Here is a 20,967-nt window from a genome sequence, read left to right on the forward strand (position 1 = left end):
CCGCCGAGCTGGCCTATTGACCGGCCAGCTCGCGCAACTGCTGCAACTCCTCGATCGACAATTCAATGCCACGAGCCAGCGAAATGGCTCGTTGGCGGTGCCGCCGATCACCCGGCAAGCGCTGCAAACCCACGCCCTGCATCTGGCTGACCAGAAACTGACTGCGCTCGGCGAAGTCCTGCCCGGCCGACCGTGCGGGGTCGATGAGGATAATCAGTTGTCCGGTCCATGGCGTTTTCGCGCCGGGATGCTGCGACCAGTCGAACTCGAAAGAGAAGTTGCCCCCGGTCAGCGCCGCCGCCAGCAGCTCGACCATCATCGACAGAGCCGAGCCCTTGTGCCCACCGAACGGCAGCAGCGCGCCGCCGTCCAGGACCGCCTTGGGGTCACAGGTCGGGCGCCCTTCACGATCCACCCCCATACCTGCCGGTAACTGCTCGCCCTTGCGTGCGGCGATCTGCACGTCGCCGTGGGCGATAGCGCTGGTAGCCAGGTCGAACACGATCGGTTCCGCGCCCGCCCGGGGCGCAGCGAAGGCAATCGGGTTGGTGCCGAACAACGGCCGTTCGGCGCCATGGGGCACCACGCAGGTCATCGAATTGACCACGCTCAGCGCCACCAGGCCTTCGTGGGCGAACGGCTCGACATCCGGCCAGAGCGCCGCGAAATGATGGGAGTTACGAATCGCCAGCAGTGCAATCCCGGCGCTGCGGACCTTTTCCAACAATAGCTCGCGCGCTGCGGCCAAGGCCGGTTGGGCGAAACCATTGGCGGCATCGACCCGCACGAACCCGGGAGCGACGTCCTCCACCACCGGCACGGCGTGGCCATCGACCCAGCCGCTGGCCAGTGTCGAAACATAACCGGGGATGCGGAACACCCCGTGGCTATGGGCACCGTCGCGCTCGGCAGCGGCACAGTTCTCGGCCAGCACCTGCGCAACCGGAGCCGAAGTGCCGTGGCGCTGGAAAACCTGCTGTAACAGCACAACCAGATCAGCGTAGGCAATGTGTTGAGTAGCCGTATCGCAAGGTGCAGACATCCAAGACTCCGATTCCGATGGTTTTTATGGGGAGAACGAGAGAACGCGGTACATGGGCAGGCATCGGCACTATCGAACGGCTAACGTGAGGCTGTCAATTGAGACAAAACTGTACACATAGCTGTAACCATAAGTGCCACATCGATGTGCACACTAATTCTGCGCGCACCACAAAGTGACAGCCCCTTGTCAGAGCGATGCGAGCTAAAACCCATCAGCGCTAAATGGCTCAATAAAATTACTGTTCGACTGGTCAACTTATATTTCTTTTATTTCATAAAGTTATCTATAGAAATAGAAGAAACCGAAATTAGCAGAGTATTTTATAGATCAAAAACTGGCACAGAACTGGCTTAGCTCGACAGTAAACTTGTATACAAATTATCAAACAACCCATATACAAAAAGCTGACCGAGCGCTGCCCCGTTACTCCGAGGGGGCTCAGCCCGGGGCCAGGAGCCAGCCGGAATGCCTACCAGTCTCTCGTCACCTGTCGCACTGGATGTCCCTGTCTCATCGTTCGACCCGACCCAGTCGAGCAGCAGCCTCAGCCCGCGCCTGCACAACCCGGACCTGGCGCCCACCAAGGTCCAGGGTCGGCGCTGGGGCGGCTACAGCATCTTCGCCCTGTGGACCAATGACGTACACAACATCGCCAACTACTCCTTTGCCATCGGCCTCTATGCGCTGGGCCTGGGCGGTTGGCAGATCCTCCTGTCGCTGGGTATCGGCGCGGCACTGGTGTACTTCTTCATGAACCTCTCCGGCTTCATGGGCCAGAAGACCGGCGTGCCCTTCCCGGTCATGAGCCGGATCAGCTTCGGCATCCATGGCGCACAACTACCGGCGCTGATCAGGGCAGTGATCGCGATTGCCTGGTTCGGCATCCAGACCTACCTGGCCTCCGTGGTCTTCCGAGTGCTGCTGACCGCCATCCACCCAGGCTTCGCCGAGTACGATCATGATTCGGTCCTCGGCCTGTCGACACTCGGCTGGGTCTGCTTCGTGATCATCTGGTTCGTGCAACTGGTGATCCTCGCCTACGGCATGGAGACGGTACGCCGCTACGAAGGTTTCGCCGGACCGGTGATCCTGCTCACTGTGGCCACCCTCGCCGGCTGGATGTACACACAAGCAGGCGCCACCATTGCCTGGTCGATCCGCGAGCCGCTGAGCGGTGGCGAGATGTGGCGCAACATCTTTGCCGGTGCGGCGCTGTGGCTGTCGATCTACGGCACGCTGATCCTCAACTTCTGCGATTTCGCCCGGTCCGCGCCAAGCCGCCGGACCATTCTGGTCGGCAATTTCTGGGGCCTGCCGGTGAATATCCTGATGTTCGCCAGCATCACCGTGCTGCTCTGCGGCGCCCAGTTCCAGATCAACGGCCAGGTGATCCAGAGCCCGACCGACATCATCGCCACGATTCCCAACACCTTTTTCCTGGTGCTCGGTTGCCTGGCGTTCCTGATCGTCACCGTGGCGGTGAACATCATGGCCAACTTCGTGGCCCCGGCCTTCGTCCTCAGCAACCTGGCGCCACGTTTGCTGACGTTCCGTCGCGCCGGGCTGATCAGCGCCGCGATCGCCGTGCTGATCCTGCCGTGGAACCTCTACAACAGCCCGCTGGTCATCGTCTATTTCCTCTCCGGGCTCGGTGCCCTGCTTGGCCCGCTGTATGGCGTGATCATGGTCGACTACTGGCTGCTGCGCAAAGGTCGCATCGACGTCCCGGCGCTCTACAGCGAAGACCCGAGCGGCCCCTACTACTACAGCGGTGGCATCAACCTGCGGGCGCTGGCGGCATTCATTCCGGCGGCACTGATCGCCATCGTGCTGGCCCTGGTACCGGGCTTCGCCAGCGTCGCGCCGTTCTCCTGGATGTTCGGCGCTGGCATCGCCGGCCTGATCTACGGGGTGATCGCCAAGCGCGAAACGATCTACGCCGACATCAGTGGCGCCGCCATCGCCGTCGACAACCCCAGCCACTGAACACGAAACAGGCCGGCCTGCCTGACGCGGGCCGCCATCACAGCCGAACAAGGATTGCTCCATGCGGATTCTGATCGTCAACGTCAACACCACCGCCTCGATCACCGAGGCCATTGCCCGCCAGGCTCAGGCCGTCGCGGCGCCGGGTACCGAAATCGTCGGCCTGACGCCGTACTTCGGCGCCGACTCGGTAGAGGGCAACTTCGAAAGCTACCTGGCCGCCATCGCGGTGATGGACCGGGTGCTGGCCTACGACCAGCCCTATGACGCAGTGATCCAGGCCGGCTACGGCGAACATGGTCGCGAAGGCCTGCAGGAACTGCTCGACGTGCCGGTGGTGGACATCACCGAGGCCGGCGCCAGCACGGCGATGTTTCTCGGCCATGCCTATTCGGTGGTCACTACCCTCGACCGCACCGTGCCACTGATCGAGGACCGGTTGAAGCTGGCCGGGCTCTATCAGCGCTGCGCGTCGGTGCGCGCCAGTGGCCTGGCGGTGCTGGAACTTGAGGAAGACCCGCAACGGGCAGTGGACGCCATCGTCCGGCAGGCCGAGCGAGCCGTGCAGGACGACAAGGCCGAAGTCATCTGCCTGGGCTGCGGCGGCATGGCCGGTCTCGACGAACAGATCCGCCAGCGCACCGGCGTCCCGGTGGTGGATGGCGTGACCGCGGCTGTGACCATCGCCGAATCGCTGGTGCGCCTGGGCCTGTCGACCTCCAAGGTGCGAACCTACGCCAAACCCCGGCCGAAGCAGATCATTGGCTGGCCGGGGCATCTGCGCCGCTGAAGGACCAGGACGAGGCAGTTCCCTCAGGATGACGGGCGGGCGTCAAAGTGCACCGCCAGTTGCTGCTCGGCAAACTGCTCGATGATGAAGTCGACAAAGGCGCGGGTCTTGCCAGGCAGCAGCTTGTGGTCGGCGTAGTAGATCGAGATATGCCCATCGTCCACATGCCAGTCGGGCAACACCCGTTGCAAGCTCCCGGCCCGCAGCCAGGGCACGGCGAATGGCATGCTCACCAGGGCAACACCGAGACCTTGGGCCGCCACCGCGCAGGCCGCGTCCGAATCGCTCAGGGTCATGCACGAGGGCAGGTTCAACGGTTGCTGCTCGCCGTCCCGCCCCGTCAGTTGCCAGGAGCGCACACGCCCGGTCTGAGGCGAGCGAATCAGGATGCCAGTACAACGGCGCAGATCGTCCGGCTCCCGAACAGGGGCCTGCCCCTCCAGATATGCCGCAGAAGCGACCAGCACCCGATGGGCCACCGTCAGCTTGCGCGCCACCACCCCCAGGGGCAAGTCGAAGCCACCGCCAATCGCTGCATCGAAGCCCTGGCCGATCAGGTCGACCTGGCGGTTATCGAAATGCCAGTCCGGGCGAATATCCGGGAATCGCCGCAGGAACTCCCCGAGCAACGGCACGATGTACAAGCGCCCGAACACCGTGCCCATGCTGACCTTGAGCGTTCCGGCAGGGCGCCCCTTGGCGCTGGCCAGATTGGCCATCGCATTCTGGATGCTGTGCAGGCTGCCGCCGACCTCGGCCAGGAACAATTGCCCGGCTTCGGTCAGGGTCAGCCGACGGGTACTGCGCTGAAACAGCCGCACACCCAGACGTGCCTCCAGTTTGGCGACACTCTTGCCGACCGCAGCAGGTGTCAGCCCGAGGCGCCGCGCCGCTTCGGCAAAGCTGCCGACTTCAGCGCTGCGGACAAAACATTCGATACTACCGAGGCTTTCCATGATCACCATTATAAACTTCTGGTTTACACAGACTGTAGCAATGTCCGTCTACCGGGTCATCCATTCACGGTCGATACTGGCCTCCAACGACAAGGCCCTACCCCTTCCCTTTCCGGCCTTGAACGATGGAGCATGAAAATGAGCGAACATGATCTGAGCGGTAAAGTGGCCCTGGTTCAGGGTGGTTCCCGGGGTATCGGCGCGGCCATTGTCAAACGCCTGGCAGCCCAGGGCGCTGCGGTGGCCTTCACCTACGTGAGTTCTGCGGCCAAGGCCGAGCAATTGCGCGATGGCGTCATCGCCAGCGGCGGCAAGGCGCTGGCGATCCAGGCCGACAGCGCCGACGCCACGGCGGTGCGCCAGGCGGTCAAGAGCACAGTCGAAACCTTCGGCCGGCTGGATATCCTGGTCAACAATGCCGGTGTACTGGCGATGGGGCCACTCGAATCGTTCAGCCTCGAAGACTTCGACCGGACCCTGGCTGTCAACGTGCGCAGCGTCTTCGTCGCCACCCAGGAAGCCGCCCGGTACATGGGTGAAGGTGGACGGGTCATCAGCATCGGCAGCACCAATGCCGACCGCATGCCCTTTGCCGGCGGTGCCGCCTATGCGATGAGCAAATCGGCGCTGGTCGGGCTGACCAAGGGCCTGGCCCGCGACCTCGGACCACGCGGTATCACCGTCAACAACGTGCAGCCGGGGCCGGTGGACACCGACATGAACCCGGCCAGCAGTGACTTCGCCGACAGCCTGCTGGGGCTGATGGCCAGCGGGCGTTATGGCAACGTCGATGAAATCGCCAGTTTCGTGGCCTACCTGGCAGGGCCGCAAGCGGGTTACATCACCGGGGCCAGCCTGACCATCGACGGCGGCTTCAGCGCCTGATAGCAGGGAAGTTGTCGAACCGCCCGCAGGCATCCGCCACGGGCGGTTCGGCGTCAGTCACTTGCCCAATCGATCGCCGGCAACCCCACCGGCTCCAGGGCGAAATGCTTGAGCGACGCCACCACCCGATCCGCATGGTGATACTTCTCCACCGCCATCGCCGGATCGGGTACCGCGACCGCATACATGCCGGCCGCCTTCGCCGCCGTCACACCGAACGGCGAATCCTCGAACACCAGGCAATCCTCGGCCGCCACACCGAGACGGCTGGCCGCCAGCAGGAAAATATCCGGAGCCGGCTTGGCCTGGCCGACCTGCGGGTCATCGGCGGTGACAATCGTGTCAAACAGCGCAAACCACTCCCGGTGCAGGGTGGTCTTGAGTTCGAACGAGCCCCGCGATGAACTGGTCCCTACCGCAATCGGAATGTTGTGCGCCGACAGATGCCGGACTAGCGCCTCGGCACCGGCCATCGAGCCGGCCTTGGGAAAACGCTCGCGCATCAGCGGCTCGCGCACCGCGAGAAATTCCTCGGGGCTGATCGGCAGATCCATCGCCTCCACCACATAGCGCGCCAGGTCGCCCGCGCCGCGACCGATGATGTTCTGTTTGTGACTCCAGTCGAAACGGCGGCCATAACGGCCGACGATGATCTGCGTGACCTCCGAGTAGATACCCTCGGTATCGAGCAGCAAACCATCCATATCGAAAATCACGGCCTTGATCGGGCCCGGGGAAGAAAAGTCTGCAGCAGTCATCGCATCCGATCCGTATACAGGAAGTGGAACACAGGGCGGCTCAGGTGCGGCCAGGGAACTGCAAGCCTCGCAGAGCTGCGAGATTGTTTCCATCATTGAATGACGTCTTGATGTCCACTCGCGGAAAAAGCCCGGTTGCGCCCCGACCCTCCCGCGCGCTCACCCCACGCCAGATTTGAGCAGTCATTTTCGATCCGACGCACTATCATGTCGGCAATTTTCCAGGCCCGTGGCCCCCTACCACGCCATCGCATCACACAGAGACGCCAGCATGATCCCCAAAGAATCCCGCAGTGAGGTCGCCCTCGCCAAGTTCCTCGACGCCAATCCACACCTGCGCGAGGAAACCCAGGGTCTGAGCCCGACCGAGCAGCAACAGCAATTTCAATGGGCCTTCGACGACGAAGCCGAAAACCAGGGCATCGAACCCTGGGAACTGACCCTGCAACTGATCGCCGAAAGCCCGCAGGAACTGCAGGCCATGCGCCTGGAAGTGCACCGTGAAGTGGCCGAAGCGCTGGGTATGGATTGGGACGAGTACTGCTCGTTCAACGATATTGCCGAAGACTGAGCCCTTCCCGCCCGCCATTCGTCGATTCGCCGGCACCAATCCCCGGCACGCAAGGCCCAAGATCAGGTAAGGACTCTCGAACAAGGAGACTCACCATGATTGCCTCAAGACTTGCGACACTGCTGCTGGCAGGCCTGCTGTCATCGATATCCCTGACGGGCTTCGCCGCGCAACCCTCCACCGGGCCGACCAACCCGGTGCAGGAACCCAAGCCGCCACAACTGCCGGGCGGCATCAATCCCGACAACGACAGCGTGATCAAAAATGGCGCCCTGCCTCCCGGCACCGGTGTCGACCCGCGCACCCAGGGCAACGACACCGGGCGTCAGGGCGGCATGAATACCGATGGCAACGGCCCCATCGGCGAGGGTAAAGCACCCGGTTCCGGCAACAATGGGTTGGAGCCGGAAGGCTCCGCCAAGCCGTAGATCCGACGATGGCGCCTCGCGACACGGGGCGCCCTTCCTGCCATCGACGAAGGAGTCTATCCATGCCACGCGCCAGCAAAGCCAAATACACCGCCGCGCAAAAGCGCCAGGCGGCTCATATCGAATCCAGCTACGAAGCTAAAGGCCTGCCTCCTGAAGAAGCCGAGGCCCGCGCCTGGGCCACCGTCAACAAGCAGTCGGGCGGTGGCGAGCGCGCCGGCGGCTCCGGACGCAACAAACCCGAAGCGGCCAAGGCCAGGACACGTTCCGATTCCTCGAAACGCGCAGCAGCCAGTCGCAAGGGTTACCCACGCAACAGCCAGGATTCGTTGCAGACCCAGAGCAAGGCCAGCCTGTTGCAGGAGGCTCGCGCCCAGCACATCGTCGGGCGCTACAGGATGCGCAAGCAGGAATTGATCGAGGCCCTGCGCCACGCGGCCTGATCCAGACAGCGAGTGATCTAGCCGGTCACTCGCGCACCGCGCGCAGAGGCAACCTGATTCGCCTGTAACTCCGCGCGCAACTCGGCCAGCAGGTTGGCAATCGCCCTGGCACTGGTCAGGGTATTACTGGAGATACCGGTCACCAGCAGGTCGACCCGGCCGGTCTGCTCGTCGAAAACCTTTACCGTCAGCGATGAATCAGGGCCCACCGTGCATTGGCAGCGCAGGGGCAGAAACCCGAGCTCGATGATATTGCGCAGTTCAAGAATGGAAATCACGTCGGTACATCCTTTTGGAGTGACAAGAGAAACGGGCAATCATTGCCCGTTTGTGAGCCTAGCAGCCCATCGCCAAGGCTCAAGCTCAATGGTTCAACTAACATTCGTGGACGACGGCACAACCGTTGCGCTCTATTCTTTCGAGATTCTTTCGAGTGGATGGCCCTGGAAATGGAGCTTTTGGAATGGACACACTGAGCAAGTCGGAAATCGAGACTGAACTGGCCTCCCGTTTGCCCAGCTACACAGTGCAGTGCACGCTGCATCCTGATGGCACACTTTCGGCGATTCTCAGCGGCCCGAATGCCGATCACTTCGCCGTGACCGGCATCGTCCGGGCCGACTACAAGGGACGTGAAGCCCTGTCCCGGCTGGCGCGGGAGATACTCGAGGAAATGGTGCTGTCACGCCAGGGCAGCAAAACCAGTCGATTGCAGTCGCTGTGATCAACTGCCCTTGTGATGACTCATCTCCAATTTCCTGGCCATGTCCAGATGCATGCGCAATTTGGGCAGGGTCTGTTCGGCGAATGCCTTCAACTCGGGCGACTGTGACTGGCCGGCCTCACTCTCGAACAGTTCGATGGCCTGCTCGTGGGCCTTGATCTGGTTGGCCACGTAGGCGACATCGAAGGACTCCCCTTCCTGCACCTGCAACATCAGCTTGCGGGCGCGGTCCATGATCTGCTCCTCGGAGGCCATCGGCAGGTTGTGCTTGCTGGCGAGGGCCTTGAGGTCACGATTGGCGTCGGTATGGTCCTTGATCATTTCCACGGCATAACTGTTGATATCCGTAGAGGAAGTTTTCTGGATCGCCAGACGGCTGGTTTCAATCTCGGCGATCCCGGCCGCCGAAGCGCTGTCGATAAACTCGGCCGGGGTTTGCGCCTGTACCTGGCTGACCAGGCTCACACCCAGGATCAGGCTGAAAAACATCGGGCGTAGTCGTGGGGCCTTGCGGCTCATGGCTGTCCTCCTGTTGGAAAAATCCGTGCTCGATACCGAATTGGGAATGCATCGGACGGCAAAGGTTTAGAAAAAACCTACGGGAGCGACGAACGGCAGGCAAAAAAAAAGCCCGCGGGAGGGCGGGCAAGGGAAGCTTTTGAACGAGCGATTGCACTATATAGGCGCCGTATGCGCCTCACAGTGAAAGAATTTTCATCTTCGCGGCGTCTTGCTCCAGGTCATTGCAACAACGTTCCCGAACGTGACTGACCGGAATTGGCCCAGGCAGCGCAGCGTCCTTGCACCCAGGGTGAATCCCACGGCTGCAGCACTTTTCAGCGAGGCCACTCTCTGCGCTCAACCGCGACATAATGAACGGCACACAGAAACCACGATGCGGCCCACGCCGCTCTCTCGAAGAAAGGAACAGCAATGTTGTGGGTGGTGATGCTCGGTGGAAAACATCCCCGGGCAAAAATAGAAGTGCATGATGTGGCCTTCGTCCGGGCCGACAGCCTGGAGGCGAGTTATCCACAGTTGCGCCAGGACTGGTTCGGCAGTCCGGCGGGGCTGCATATCGATGCCTGGATGCGGGTCGATGGCGTCGAGCGCTGGAAAGTCGGTTTCAGTAACCTGGCCCCGGCGCCCGACTCCCCCCGGCTGTTCTTCATCAACCTCGGGGGCTACGAGGCCGGCGTCTATGGCGAGGCCCACCGGTATCTGCTGGTGGTCGCCGAAAACAGGGAACAGGCCAAAATCAAAGGCAAGCGGCAGATGCTCCGGAGGTGGGAAAAACCCCATACCGATGCCCTGCTCGATATCGATGACTGCCTGCCGATCGACCAGGTCGACGGCCGTTATGTCGAGCTGCTGGAAGCGCCTCACCAGGGCATCGAGCAGCGTAACGACTACATCGTTCTGTCCTGATTCAGACTCAGCAGAACTCAATCCCCGGCAGCATGAGTTGCGGCAACTGGCTGTTGAGAAAATCGCGGAAGGCCAGGATCCGCTCCTTGCGCAGACTGCCTTTGAGCCAGACCAGGTAATAGCTGTCGCCGGTACCGACGGCGGTCTTGAACGGCAGGGCCAGCAGGCCGTCGCGCACGTCCTCCAGCACCAGCCCGAGGTCGGCGATCGATACGCCGTGGCCGCGCATCGCTGCGGAAATACCCTGGTCGAGGGTGCCGAACACCTTGCCGCGGTCGAGCCGGACTCGCTCGTCGAGATCGAGGCGGCGTAACCAGCGCCGCCAGTCCCGGCGATCCGAGGACGGGTGAATCAACTCATGGTGCTCCAGCGTCTCCAGGCTCCACGCTTCAGCGCCCAGCGCCTTGCTCGAACAGATCGGGATCAGCCACTCATCGAACAACTTGCAGCATTCGGTCTGTGCACCGAAGTGCCCGTCCCCGAGCAGGATCGCGCAGTCGTAGGGCTCGGCGTAGAAGTCCACGCTGTCGATATCCATCCACACGCTGGACAGCTGTACCGCCAGCCCCGGATCCGCAGCATTGAGTTTCTCCAGCACCTGCAACAGCCAGCGCATGGTCAGGCTCGATGGCGCCTTCAGACGCAGGTGACCGGCATTGGCCCGAAACGGCAGGCAGGCGTCCTCGATCAGTTTGAAACCGGCCTTGAGTTCCTGGGCCAGGCCTTGTCCGGCGTCGGTCAGTTGCAGTTTCGGGCCTTTTCTCTCGAACAGATGACAGCCGAACAACTCCTCCAGGTTACGGATATGGCGACTGATGGCGCTCTGGGTCAGCGACAACTCCTCAGCCGCCCGGGTAAACGAGCAGGACCGAGCCGCTACCTCGAACGCTCGAAGGGCGTAAAGCGGAGGGATACGTTCTGACATGAAAGAACCCATCATGATTAATAATCATAGTTGGTCACATATTTATCCATTTTTCAAACCTTGCGCCTCGCTTCAGTCTTGGCTCTCACAATTCCCCGGATACTGGTGACCTGGCTGCCATGAACTTTTCGCTGATGCTGCTCTACCTGTTCAGCGTTGCACTGCTGATCGTCACGCCAGGCCCGGTGGTCGCCCTGGCAGTCAACACCAGCCTGAAGGCCGGCACCGGCCGTGCCGTTCTCACGGTGCTGGGCACCAACGGGGCTTCGCTGGTACTGGCACTTCTGGCGATAATGATTCTGGCCGGCAGCCTGTCGCTCAACGAACACCTGCTGAACCTGATGAGCTTCATCGGCTGCCTGTTCATCGGTCATCTCGGCGTACAGGGACTCAAGGACGCCCTGCGTACGCCGGTCGACGACACCGTGCAACAACCGCTGCCCAGTGCCCACAGCGGTTTCGTGAAAGGTTTCCTGGTGGGTATTTCCAACCCCAAGGACATTATCTTTTTCGTGTCCTTCTTCCCCCAGTTCATCCAGATCACGCCTTCGTTCGGCCACAGCGCCGTGCTGCTGACCGTGCTCTGGGCGGTGGTCGACTTCACCATCCTGGGTCTCTACATCCACTTGGCCAACCGCATGTTCTCCGCTCGGCACAAGGCCAAGGTGACATTCGCCTCCAGCGTGATGCTGCTGTTGGTGGCAATCTTCGGCGGCGGCTATGCGGCACGTTCGATGCTGGTAGCGCTGCATTGAAAGACGTATTTCAATCATCATTCGACCTCTGAATGGTGCTTAGCGCTGCTTCAGGTTTCTGCTAGGGTCGAGACATCCGATCAGGGGGCCCATGGGATGACCGTACTCGAACCGCACAGCTTGTCCGTCAACGGCATCACGTTGAGTGTGCACGTTGCAGGACCACACGACGGTCGACCGGTCTGGCTGCTGCATGGCTTCCCGGAATGCTGGCATTCCTGGCGCAACCAGGTACCCGCGCTGATCCAGGCCGGTTATCGGGTCTTCATCCCGGAAATGCGCGGCTATGGCCGCAGCAGCGCGCCGCCGGAGAGTGCCGCCTACGCATTGCTGACTCTCTGTGGCGATATCCAGGCGGCCATGCAGGCATTCGGCCATGAACAGGTCGCGATGATCGGCCACGACTGGGGCGCCCCGGTAGCCTGGCACCTGGCCCTACTCGAACCGCAGCGGGTCCAGGCGCTGGTGACACTGTCGGTCCCCTTCGCCGGCCGCGCCAAACGCCCGGCCATCGAAGGCATGCGCGAGGTTTTCGCCGACCGTTTCAACTACATCCTTTACTTTCAGCAACCGGGTGTCGCCGAGCAGGAACTGGATGCGGATATCGACCGCACCCTGCGGGCCTTCATGGGCGACGCCGAGGTGTTCCTGCAGAGCAAGCCAGTCGATGCCAAGCTGTTTGACGGCGTGGACGTGCCCTCGGCACTCCCACACTGGTGCACGGAGGAAGACTTCGAAGCCTATCGCCAGACCTTCGCTGGAAAAGGCTTTCACGGCGCCCTGAACTGGTACCGCAACTTTGAACGCAACTGGCAGAGCACCGAATTCCTCGCCGGAGCCCAGGTGCAGCAACCGACGCTGTTCCTGATCGGTGACCGCGACCCGGTGGGCGCTCTGGAAGCGCATACGATCAAGCGCATGCCCAGTGTGGTGCCACGCCTGGAGCAACAGGTGCTGAAGGATTGCGGGCACTGGATCCAGAACGAAAAACCCGAGGAAGTGAATGCGGCGTTGCTCGATTTTCTTGGGCGTAATTACGCGTAGGGAAACTCAGGGGCATTTCGACGAAACGGCAGGCTGAGAACGAGTATTTACCCACTATAAAAACACAAAACCCCTGACATTCTTGAGCAATGTCAGGGGTTTTTCGCTATCGAATGGGCCTGGGCGCGGCTAATCCCTGTCGAATTTTGTTGGCTCATCGGCAGCGCCACCCTCCGTTACAGCCTGGCTCTCGGCCGACCCTCTGTACGCCAACAAAGCCTAGGGCAAGCGGTCAGTGGATCGGGAATGGAGACGGCTGCAGGCCGGCAAGGCTTGACTGATTGCTCAAAAATGAGTAATCGCCTAGTATTCGGGCATGAATACCGAATCTCTGGAGGCATCCATGGCCACCACCAAGAAAGTCGAACAGCCGCGTAAAAAGGTAATCAGCAACGAGCTGACCTACCTTGACGTGCGCCAAGCGGCGCGTGACGGGCAAAAAGCCTTTGAGGCGTTCGTCGTCTCTGGCAAGCTGCCAGTCACCAAGTAAGCTGAATGACAGCGGTTAAAGTCTCGCCGCTTTTTCAGCAAATCAGTAATTGGCAGAATTTCTACGCACACTTCTATAACTACAAGGTGTGCGGAGACCTACCCGACATTTTTGGCCGTGACGAAAGGCTTGACCTGAGCGACATGCATCACGTGCACCTGGCCAACAACCAGGAGACGCAACAGCGTTGGGCTAAAAAAAGCAGCCAGTTTCACCGCACGACTCTCCTGAACGACCCAGACAACGATTTCTGGCTGATCTACGCCTACGACGACTACCACGACGAATACCTGCTGCTGACTATCGTTGGCCCGGATGCCCATAGTCGTAAGGAGTGGGGGTCGTACTTGCGCAACATCCATAGCCAGATTGTGAAACCTTGGATACTTGGAACTGTGACCTATCCTGACATGGACAAATGAGCCACCACTAAATGGTGCGGAGAAGGTAATTATTCTCAATGTTCAGGAACTGAACTGGCCGCTCGAAGGTTTTGATCTCTGGCGCAATCGCCGAGGGTCGCCCAGATTGTGCGGGATAAACGCCATCTGTTGACACATCGCCAGCGCCACCTTAACTATCCAATGAAAACAGCTTCGTGTTCCCATATCGCCCTTTTTCAGACGCCAAAAACCACAAAACCCCGACTTTCTCTAGGAAAATCAGGGGGTTGTGTTTGCAGAATTTGGCGGTGAAGGAGAGATTCGAACTCTCGATACAGTTTCCTGTATACACACTTTCCAGGCGTGCTCCTTAAGCCACTCGGACACTTCACCGTATCTCGTCAAACCGATTCAGTCTGTCGAGGCGCGCTAATTTAGTCGAAAGCGTTTCCAATGGCAAAGGTTTTTTTCAGAATTTTCATGCGCTTAAGTCAAACCACCGGTTTTTCGCCAGGGGCGCTCCGGTTGATCAGGGCAAACCTGCCAATCTCCGGCTTACCTTGCCCTCTTCAACCCAGGGCTAGGAGGAGCTTGGCTGCACCTGGCACGCCCATCCGGGCCGCAATGCCTGACTCACCAGTCAGTCATGGCGCTTTACCTGCCCCCTGCGGCTGGGTAACGTCTGTCCCACTTCTTTATAAGGAATGACGTCATGAGTGAATTGATCTCCTACCACCTCGAAGACGGTATCGCGACACTGACCTTGAGCAATGGCAAGGTCAACGCCATTTCCCCGGACGTGATTGCCGCCTTCAATACCGCCCTGGACCAGGCCACCACCGACCGCGCCGTGGTGATCATCACCGGCCAGCCCGGCATCCTGTCCGGAGGCTATGACCTGAAAGTGATGACCGCCGGGCCCAAGGAAGCCGTCAGCCTGGTGACCGCCGGCTCCACCCTCGCCCGCCGCCTGCTGTCCCATCCGTTCCCGGTGATCGTTGCCTGCCCCGGTCACGCCGTCGCCAAGGGCGCGTTCCTACTGCTGTCGGCCGACTACCGCATCGGCGTCGACGGTCCCTTCAGCATCGGCCTGAACGAAGTACAGATCGGCATGACCATGCACCACGCCGGTATCGAGCTGGCCCGTGATCGGCTGCGGCGCTCGGCGTTCCACCGCTCGGTGATCAATGGCGAGATGTTTTCCCCACAAGACGCGGTAGACGCCGGCTTCCTCGACAAGCTGGTCGCCCCGCAGGACCTGCAGGAAACGGCGCTGAATGCCGCCCGGCAGTTGAAGAAAATCAACATGAACGCGCACAAGAAGACCAAGCTGAAAGTGCGCAAGGAACTGCTGGAGACCCTGGATCACGCGATCATTCTCGACCAGGACTACATGGCCTGATCCTCGAAGCCATTATCCGTAAAAGAGCCCAGCCCTGAACCGGGCTCTTTCCTACAAACACATTCACCATCCCTACAACCGCTCTGCCCCATACCTCACAGCCGTCTAAGAAACATGCGCTAAAACATCGCCTATCTCCCGCCTATGGCCGGCTAATTGCCGAAGACAGTGCACATCCGTACACTGCATCACCTTTTATCCTGGCGAGCCCGTTAGATGCTGTTTTTGTTACGTATGTTATTGATGGGGCTGCACTTTATCGTTGCTGGCGTGATCGGTGTACTGCTCGGACTCTGCCGTCCGTTCAATCCGGACAACAGCCGGTTGTGCGCACGCCTCTATGCCTGGCCGGCCATGCGCATCCTGGGTCTACGGGTCCAGGCCGAGGCGGAATCGTTACTGGAGAAGCAGCAAAGCTGCGTGGTCATCGCCAACCACCAGTCCAACTACGACCTGTTCGTGTTCGGTAATGTGGTACCTAGGCGCACTGTGTGCATCGGCAAGAAAAGCCTGAAGTGGGTACCGCTGTTCGGTCAGTTGTTCTGGCTGTCGGGCAATGTGCTTATCGATCGGGGCAAGGCCCACAAGGCGCGTCAGTCGATGCTGAGCACCACCGAAACCTTGCGGCACAAGGACACCTCCATCTGGGTCTTCCCCGAAGGCACGCGCAATCTGGGCGAAGACCTGTTGCCGTTCAAGAAAGGGGCCTTCCAGATGGCTATCGCGGCCGGCGTCCCCATCGTGCCGGTGTGTGTCAGCAGCTACATCAAACAGATGCGCCTCAATCGCTGGCACAGCGGTGAGGTGCTGATTCGCTCGCTGCCGGCGATCCCCACCGCCGGGCTGACACTCGACGACATACCCATGCTGATCGCCCAATGCCGGGAGCAGATGCGTGAGTGCATCGCCACGATGGATCGACAGCTGCAAGCGGCCTGATCTCTTCCAGACCGTCAACGCGCACGCCCTACCCTCTTCGCGCCGCAACATGAAAGTTGCGGTTTTCCCACGAACTCCCGCTACTTTGCCGACTCTGAAAAGCGTCGACAGGCTAAGCTGCTGTCTGTCTTTTCCCTTTAAAAGAAGAAGCGATCAGTATTATGGGTAGAGTCGTTGCCGCAGCGGTCTACAGCGCCGGTAAGAAAGTCACCAACATCACCCTCGACGAAGGCGCGGCCTGGGCGGCAAAGCCGGGGCATTTCGTCTGGATCGGCCTGGAAGAGCCCAATGCCCAGGAACTGGCCAACCTGCAGAAACAGTTCAATCTGCATGAACTGGCCATTGAGGATGCCCTGGAAAAACACAGCCGTCCCAAGCTGGAAACCTTCGGCGACGCGCTGTTCATCGTCACCTACTCGCCGATCCGCCATGAAGGCAAGTTGGAGTTCATCGAAACCCACATCTTTGCCGGCAAGGGCTACATCATCACCTGCCGTAATGGTCACTCAAAATCCTACGCCCATGTCCGACAACGCTGTGAAGCGCGTCCGCTGCTGCTGGAGCATGGTGAGGATTTTGTGCTCTATGCCTTGCTGGACTTCGTGACCGAGAGCTACCAACCGGTCAGCGAAGCCATCCATGCCGAGATCGACGAGCTGGAAAAGAACGTGCTCTGCAGCACACTCAACGAGGGCGATATCCAGCGCATCCATCACTTGCGCCGCGACGTACTGCGTCTGCGCCGCCATGTGGCACCGATGGTGGAGATCAGCGAGGAGGTTTCGCGCCTGGACTTCCCGTTCATCGACAAGAACATGCGACCATATTTTCGCGATGTGCAGATCCATGTGACCCGGCAAATGGAAGACTTGTCGACGCTGCGCGACATCGCCAGCCAGACCATCGAGGTCGGCGCGCTGCTGGAGTCGACTCGGCAGAGCATCGTGCAACGCAAGTTCGCCGCCTGGGCGGCGATCCTGGCATTTCCCACCGCCGTCGCGGGCATCTATGGAATGAATTTCCAGAACATGCCGGAGCTGAGCTGGCATTACGGCTACTTCGCCGTGCTCAGTGCGATTGCGATCGGCTGCACAGGGTTGTGGGTCAGCTTCAAGAGATCGGGCTGGCTGTAGATACGCTCGTGAAGGCTGCCAGCGTGGGGAGCTGTCAGCCTGTGGTGATGCGTGGAATCAGGCGGACTTGGCCTCAGGCTTGTGGGCGACGAAGCGCATCATCCACTCTGCCACGGTGGTGCCATGGTGCTCCTGGTCCAGGCTGGCGATGCCCTTGGAGTAAATCGACTCGCCGAGATGCTGCTGGCGAATCTCCAGCAGTGTCCGCGAGTAGTCATGGATGAACTCCGGGTGCCCCTGGAAGCACAGCACCTGGTCGTTGATGTGGTACGCCGCGTAAGGGCAGAAATCGCTGCTGGCGATCACCGTGGCGTTTTCCGGCAAAGCGGTCACCTGGTCCTGATGGCTGATCAACAGCGTCAGCTCTTCACGCACCGGGTTCATCCAGGGTGCCTTGGCTGCCAGCTTGTATTGATGAATACCGACGCCCCAGCCCTGATGGGCACGCTCGGTCTTGCCACCGAGCAGCAATGCCAGCAACTGGTGGCCGAAACAGATCCCCAGCAACTTGTCGCCACGTTCGTAACGGTTGAGCAGGTAGGTCTTGAGCGTCTGGATCCAGGGGTCGCTGCCGAAGGAATCGGCCTTGCTTCCCGTCACCAGGTAGGCATCGAAGGTCAGGTCGTCACTCGGATAATCGCCCTGCATCACGTTGTAGATACTGAACTCGGCACTGATCGGCTGACGGGAGAACAGACGCTCGAACATTTTCCCATAACCTTCATACTGCTCGACCAGCTCTGGACGCAGGACATCGGTTTCCAGAATGCAGATGTGTAACGACATAAAAGTACCTGACACAAAAGATCAAAGAGTGAGTTCCGAGCCTGCCTTGAAACCCACGTTCAAGGCAAGTGTAGAACGCACCGGCGCCAGCCCGGGTTCAGCTCGAAGCCCTCATGGACCTTGCCCGTCACGCTCGGACGAACGGTAGTGTGCTAAGTGCTTAACCGTTTGAGTGCTTGCAGGCGTCTAGCAAAAGGCCCGCTAGCCAGCTGGCTGTAGATCTCATGCAGTTTTAAATAAAAAATTGAAATCAAAAGACCAAATAGTTCTAAGCCAAATGAAACGCGGGCCCTAAGGTTATCTCTGTGGAAAGTGCCGCCGGGTTTTGCCGGGGCACTTCATAGCGTGTGTTGAGTCTTACCCCAGGAATAACAAAAAAAGGCAGTTAGCCATGTTCAAGCAATCGAAAGTCCGTCAAGCCGGTTTGATCGTTTTCGCCACCACTTTATTGCTCATCTTGCCGAACCTCACCAAATTGGCCGGCTAGAGACCGTGGCGTTTTTCCACAAAACCGAATTCTCACCCTGGTCAACTACCGGGGTACGGTTTTGTGTGCCAATCTTGAGCCATGACTTGATGGAGACAGGCTCATGCGCATATGGATTGCCGCAGCCGTAACGGCAACGACACTACTCGCTAGCTTCTGCGCCCAGGCGGGCATCATCGATGTGAACCGCGCCGTCGACGAAATCCGCGACGGTGCACTGATCCTCGATCTGCGCAACAACAGTGACTTCGCCGCCGGCAATATCCATAACTCCCTGCAGGTCGACCTGACCCTGGAAAATGGCACCGGCATCAGCGCCGAAGGCCTGGCCTATCAGTTGCGCCTGGTGGTGCTCGACCCGAATGCCACCGTGGTGATCTACAGCGACACCAATCAGCATGCCCTGGAAGCCGAGGACACGCTGATCCGGCGTGGCTACTTCGGTATCGTCAACGGCGGCAACTACAACGAATTGCGCGATGCATTGTTCGATCATGTCGAAGACACCCCGACCTGGGTCTTCGACAACGACGATGACATTGCCGACCAATCCACCCCTACCACCACCCCGATCGAATAAAAACCACGAATGAAACGCCTGATACTGCTGACGACCGTACTGCTCTGTAGCCACCTGCATGCCGCGCAACTGACCCTCGATCTCGGCTCCGGCCGTCAGACCTGGGAAACCGAGGCATTGCTGGCGCACCCCAAGGCACAGACCATCACCATCGACAACGACGTCTCCTACAAACGCCAGATGACGTATCGCGCCGTGCCGTTAGCGGCGCTGCTGAAGGGCATCCGGCCGGACGATCACTTGCAGGCCGTGGCGCTGGACGGGTTTGCCGCCGAGATGAACGCCGCGCCGCTGCTCGGCAAGACCGGCGCCCAGGCCTGGCTGGCGGTGGAGGACCCGGCCAAACCCTGGCCACCACTGGCCGAGGGCAAGCCAGGCGCCGGGCCGTTCTACCTGGTGTGGACGCACCCGGAAGCCGGGCACATCGGCCCCGAGCAATGGCCTTTTCAGGTAGCCCGCATTCAACGCCTGGCCTCGGTAGCCGAGCGTTTCCCCGCACTGCTGCCGGATCCCAAGCTGGCGGCCAATGATCCGGTGAACCGGGGCTTCGCGCTGTTCCAGAAAAACTGCCTGGCCTGTCACACGCTCAATGGCGCGGGTGACGCACAAGTGGGGCCGGACCTGAACGTGCCATACAGCCCGACCGAGTATTTCGCCGAAGGTTATCTCAAGCGTTACATCCGCGATCCGCAGAGTCTGCGCCATTGGCCGCAGGCGAAAATGCCGGCGTTCTCCCCGGCGGTGCTGCCGGAGGGTGAGTTGGATCTGCTGGTGGACTATCTCAGGCACATGAGCAAACGCAAGGTGCCGCTTCAGTAGGTGCCCGTTCACTGGGTTCCATTCAGTAGGCCTTATGGTTTTGAGCAAGGCCTACGGGCCTGTTCGCGGATAAATCCCAGCGTGACCTTCAAGCCAAGAGTCAATGGCCTTTAGCTATCACGCACATAGCCAGAGTTGATTTCCGCTTGCGCAAAGGCTGGCGGATAATCACTCCATCAAGCCAGCCAAGGCGACCGACCCGGAGCCATTGCGCAACTTGTCCCCTTTTTGCCAGGCGCTCAAACACGTCGGCAGGTGGATCGACCCCATACGCGTCCACATAATGAGCTTCCCATTCGGCCACCCTTGACGGTGGCCTTTTTTTGCCCGGCACAAACACCCCAGACAAAAACGGCCGACCCGCAGGCCAGCCGTTGTTACCAGACACTCAGTGCGCTCAGTTGAGCGCCCGTATCGGATGCTTGACCCCCCACCCCTCGATCACCCCACCCAGCGGCTCGACCACCGCGCCGAAGTCGTGCTCGAAATCATCGATGCCGCCATAGGTGGCGTACATCACCTTGCTCAGTTCCAGATACCAGGCACCGTCGTCCCTGGGGCTGACCTGAGCGTTCAAGGATTCACCACGAAACTGACCTGCAGCCCTGCGCGCCCGCTCCTCGTCCGGGAAAATGGCATAGAACTCGATGGGATGGATACGTGCGAAATCAAAACCGCCTTCTTTCATGCGGCGCAGCACTTGGCTGCTGATGTCTTCTTGATAGGCTGTGCTCATGAAACGTCCTCCTCAGCAAGCGTTGGATAGACTTTCCGCGATCCCGAACCAGGCACCCACGGCGCTGGCAGTACGACAGATGTCCGTCGCCGGGAAACAAGCATGTAGCTGACAAGATCAGACAACCTTAGCGAATCATTCGCTGATCTCGTTTGCAGAGTAGCGCGATGCCAGCATCTCTGCCAGAGGCGCTACGGTGGAAAAATCGACTTTCATGAAGCCGGCGCGATGCGCAGGATCTGGATACTGTTCTGCTCCTTGAGACTCTTGAGTGTCGGCTCGGCCATGCGCCCATCGAGGTCATTGAGATCCAGCTCGGCGGTAACCGGCAACAGCCTGGCGCGAATCCATTGCGCTGCCTGTTCCATACTCGGTTGTTGCTCGTAATCGAAGCGCTCGACGCGCTGAACACCATGATCATCCACAAAAGTGACTGCCCACATCCTCATCGGTGTCTCCTCGCTCAAGCCCAGC

26 protein-coding genes and 1 tRNA gene are annotated in these 20,967 nt (G+C 60.1%); 17 read left to right on the forward strand and 10 right to left on the reverse strand.

Annotation, left to right across the window (positions count from 1 at the left end):
* Nucleotides 1-13 precede the first annotated feature (13 nt).
* Nucleotides 14-1,042, reverse strand: coding sequence for an Ldh family oxidoreductase (locus BLU37_RS27670; protein ID WP_090210627.1), 1,029 nt, complete (start codon nt 1,040-1,042; stop codon nt 14-16).
* Between the two features lie 468 nt (nt 1,043-1,510).
* Between BLU37_RS27670 and BLU37_RS27675 the strand changes: the two genes are divergently transcribed.
* Together BLU37_RS27675 and BLU37_RS27680 are read left to right on the forward strand one after the other, a co-directional pair.
* On the forward strand, nt 1,511-3,031 hold the full coding sequence (locus tag BLU37_RS27675) for an NCS1 family nucleobase:cation symporter-1 (protein ID WP_090210629.1): 1,521 nt from the start codon (nt 1,511-1,513) through the stop codon (nt 3,029-3,031).
* A 61-nt stretch (nt 3,032-3,092) separates the two neighbouring features.
* Nucleotides 3,093-3,821, forward strand: coding sequence for an aspartate/glutamate racemase family protein (locus BLU37_RS27680; RefSeq protein ID WP_010447077.1), 729 nt, complete (start codon nt 3,093-3,095; stop codon nt 3,819-3,821).
* Nucleotides 3,822-3,844: 23 nt separating this feature from the next.
* Here the strand turns inward: BLU37_RS27680 and BLU37_RS27685 are convergent, their stop codons facing one another.
* A complete protein-coding gene (locus tag BLU37_RS27685) occupies nt 3,845-4,777 on the reverse strand; it encodes a LysR family transcriptional regulator (protein WP_029534052.1) in 933 nt (310 codons plus the stop codon).
* Between the two features lie 138 nt (nt 4,778-4,915).
* Here BLU37_RS27685 and BLU37_RS27690 point away from each other — a divergent pair, with 138 nt between their 5' ends.
* Nucleotides 4,916-5,662, forward strand: coding sequence for a 3-oxoacyl-ACP reductase family protein (locus BLU37_RS27690; RefSeq protein ID WP_090210631.1), 747 nt, complete (start codon nt 4,916-4,918; stop codon nt 5,660-5,662).
* A gap of 53 nt (nt 5,663-5,715) precedes the next feature.
* On the opposite strand, the gene BLU37_RS27695 is transcribed toward BLU37_RS27690, so the two are convergent.
* A complete protein-coding gene (locus BLU37_RS27695) occupies nt 5,716-6,420 on the reverse strand; it encodes an HAD-IA family hydrolase (protein WP_010447083.1) in 705 nt (234 codons plus the stop codon).
* 271 nt (nt 6,421-6,691) lie between these two features.
* On the opposite strand from BLU37_RS27695, the gene BLU37_RS27700 reads away from it, so the two are divergent.
* The 3 genes from BLU37_RS27700 to BLU37_RS27710 all read left to right on the forward strand — a co-directional run bounded on the left by BLU37_RS27700 (nt 6,692) and on the right by BLU37_RS27710 (nt 7,862).
* Entirely contained in the window at nt 6,692-6,991 is a 300-nt protein-coding gene (locus BLU37_RS27700) for a DUF6388 family protein (RefSeq protein WP_090210633.1), read from the forward strand.
* A gap of 95 nt (nt 6,992-7,086) precedes the next feature.
* Nucleotides 7,087-7,419: a hypothetical protein gene (locus BLU37_RS27705; protein WP_090210634.1), complete on the forward strand. Its 333-nt coding sequence runs from the start codon at nt 7,087-7,089 to the stop codon at nt 7,417-7,419.
* A gap of 62 nt (nt 7,420-7,481) precedes the next feature.
* Entirely contained in the window at nt 7,482-7,862 is a 381-nt protein-coding gene (locus tag BLU37_RS27710; protein ID WP_090210637.1) for a termination factor Rho, read from the forward strand.
* Between the two features lie 17 nt (nt 7,863-7,879).
* On the opposite strand, the gene BLU37_RS27715 is transcribed toward BLU37_RS27710, so the two are convergent.
* Entirely contained in the window at nt 7,880-8,140 is a 261-nt protein-coding gene (locus BLU37_RS27715; RefSeq protein ID WP_090210638.1) for a DUF1652 domain-containing protein, read from the reverse strand.
* A gap of 185 nt (nt 8,141-8,325) precedes the next feature.
* Here BLU37_RS27715 and BLU37_RS27720 point away from each other — a divergent pair, with 185 nt between their 5' ends.
* The gene (locus BLU37_RS27720) at nt 8,326-8,586 is read left to right on the forward strand and encodes a hypothetical protein (protein WP_010447093.1); all 261 of its coding nucleotides are present in this window, start codon (nt 8,326-8,328) and stop codon (nt 8,584-8,586) included.
* Here BLU37_RS27720 and BLU37_RS27725 read toward each other — a convergent pair whose 3' ends face one another.
* Nucleotides 8,587-9,105 (reverse strand): DUF4142 domain-containing protein, encoded by a 519-nt coding sequence (locus tag BLU37_RS27725; RefSeq protein WP_010447094.1) that lies wholly within the window; start codon nt 9,103-9,105, stop codon nt 8,587-8,589.
* Between the two features lie 414 nt (nt 9,106-9,519).
* On the opposite strand from BLU37_RS27725, the gene BLU37_RS27730 reads away from it, so the two are divergent.
* Nucleotides 9,520-10,014, forward strand: coding sequence for a DUF1543 domain-containing protein (locus BLU37_RS27730; RefSeq protein ID WP_090210640.1), 495 nt, complete (start codon nt 9,520-9,522; stop codon nt 10,012-10,014).
* Nucleotides 10,015-10,021: 7 nt separating this feature from the next.
* Here the strand turns inward: BLU37_RS27730 and BLU37_RS27735 are convergent, their stop codons facing one another.
* The gene (locus BLU37_RS27735; protein ID WP_232000434.1) at nt 10,022-10,939 is read right to left on the reverse strand and encodes a LysR substrate-binding domain-containing protein; all 918 of its coding nucleotides are present in this window, start codon (nt 10,937-10,939) and stop codon (nt 10,022-10,024) included.
* Nucleotides 10,940-11,058: 119 nt separating this feature from the next.
* Between BLU37_RS27735 and BLU37_RS27740 the strand changes: the two genes are divergently transcribed.
* The 4 genes from BLU37_RS27740 (at nt 11,059) to BLU37_RS27750 (ending at nt 13,650) form a co-directional block, all read left to right on the forward strand.
* Nucleotides 11,059-11,694, forward strand: a complete 636-nt coding sequence (locus tag BLU37_RS27740; RefSeq protein WP_090210644.1) for a LysE family translocator — start codon at nt 11,059-11,061, stop codon at nt 11,692-11,694.
* Between the two features lie 96 nt (nt 11,695-11,790).
* On the forward strand, nt 11,791-12,738 hold the full coding sequence (locus BLU37_RS27745; RefSeq protein ID WP_090210646.1) for an alpha/beta fold hydrolase: 948 nt from the start codon (nt 11,791-11,793) through the stop codon (nt 12,736-12,738).
* 343 nt (nt 12,739-13,081) lie between these two features.
* Nucleotides 13,082-13,228, forward strand: coding sequence for a hypothetical protein (locus BLU37_RS29310; protein WP_019360843.1), 147 nt, complete (start codon nt 13,082-13,084; stop codon nt 13,226-13,228).
* 5 nt (nt 13,229-13,233) lie between these two features.
* The gene (locus BLU37_RS27750; RefSeq protein WP_090210648.1) at nt 13,234-13,650 is read left to right on the forward strand and encodes a type II toxin-antitoxin system YafO family toxin; all 417 of its coding nucleotides are present in this window, start codon (nt 13,234-13,236) and stop codon (nt 13,648-13,650) included.
* A gap of 264 nt (nt 13,651-13,914) precedes the next feature.
* On the opposite strand, the gene BLU37_RS27755 is transcribed toward BLU37_RS27750, so the two are convergent.
* Nucleotides 13,915-14,004 (reverse strand) — tRNA-Ser (locus BLU37_RS27755).
* A gap of 319 nt (nt 14,005-14,323) precedes the next feature.
* Here BLU37_RS27755 and BLU37_RS27760 point away from each other — a divergent pair.
* From BLU37_RS27760 to BLU37_RS27770, 3 genes are all read left to right on the forward strand, one after another.
* Nucleotides 14,324-15,013: a crotonase/enoyl-CoA hydratase family protein gene (locus tag BLU37_RS27760; protein ID WP_029533351.1), complete on the forward strand. Its 690-nt coding sequence runs from the start codon at nt 14,324-14,326 to the stop codon at nt 15,011-15,013.
* A 216-nt stretch (nt 15,014-15,229) separates the two neighbouring features.
* Entirely contained in the window at nt 15,230-15,952 is a 723-nt protein-coding gene (locus tag BLU37_RS27765; RefSeq protein ID WP_090210650.1) for a lysophospholipid acyltransferase family protein, read from the forward strand.
* A 161-nt stretch (nt 15,953-16,113) separates the two neighbouring features.
* Nucleotides 16,114-17,085 (forward strand): magnesium and cobalt transport protein CorA, encoded by a 972-nt coding sequence (locus BLU37_RS27770; protein WP_090210653.1) that lies wholly within the window; start codon nt 16,114-16,116, stop codon nt 17,083-17,085.
* A 57-nt stretch (nt 17,086-17,142) separates the two neighbouring features.
* Here BLU37_RS27770 and BLU37_RS27775 read toward each other — a convergent pair whose 3' ends face one another.
* The gene (locus BLU37_RS27775; protein ID WP_090210655.1) at nt 17,143-17,871 is read right to left on the reverse strand and encodes an amidotransferase; all 729 of its coding nucleotides are present in this window, start codon (nt 17,869-17,871) and stop codon (nt 17,143-17,145) included.
* A gap of 590 nt (nt 17,872-18,461) precedes the next feature.
* Here BLU37_RS27775 and BLU37_RS27780 point away from each other — a divergent pair.
* Nucleotides 18,462-18,938 carry a rhodanese-like domain-containing protein gene (locus BLU37_RS27780; RefSeq protein WP_090210657.1) on the forward strand — a complete coding sequence of 159 codons (477 nt, stop codon included), beginning with the start codon at nt 18,462-18,464 and terminating at the stop codon, nt 18,936-18,938.
* Between the two features lie 9 nt (nt 18,939-18,947).
* Entirely contained in the window at nt 18,948-19,757 is an 810-nt protein-coding gene (locus BLU37_RS27785; RefSeq protein ID WP_090210659.1) for a cytochrome c, read from the forward strand.
* Nucleotides 19,758-20,154: 397 nt separating this feature from the next.
* Here BLU37_RS27785 and BLU37_RS27790 read toward each other — a convergent pair whose 3' ends face one another.
* On the reverse strand, nt 20,155-20,493 hold the full coding sequence (locus BLU37_RS27790) for a ribonuclease E inhibitor RraB (RefSeq protein ID WP_010447113.1): 339 nt from the start codon (nt 20,491-20,493) through the stop codon (nt 20,155-20,157).
* A 212-nt stretch (nt 20,494-20,705) separates the two neighbouring features.
* The gene (locus tag BLU37_RS27795; RefSeq protein ID WP_090210661.1) at nt 20,706-20,942 is read right to left on the reverse strand and encodes a hypothetical protein; all 237 of its coding nucleotides are present in this window, start codon (nt 20,940-20,942) and stop codon (nt 20,706-20,708) included.
* Between the last annotated feature and the right edge of the window lie 25 nt (nt 20,943-20,967).

The organism is Pseudomonas asplenii, from assembly GCF_900105475.1.
GTDB lineage: Bacteria > Pseudomonadota > Gammaproteobacteria > Pseudomonadales > Pseudomonadaceae > Aquipseudomonas > Aquipseudomonas asplenii.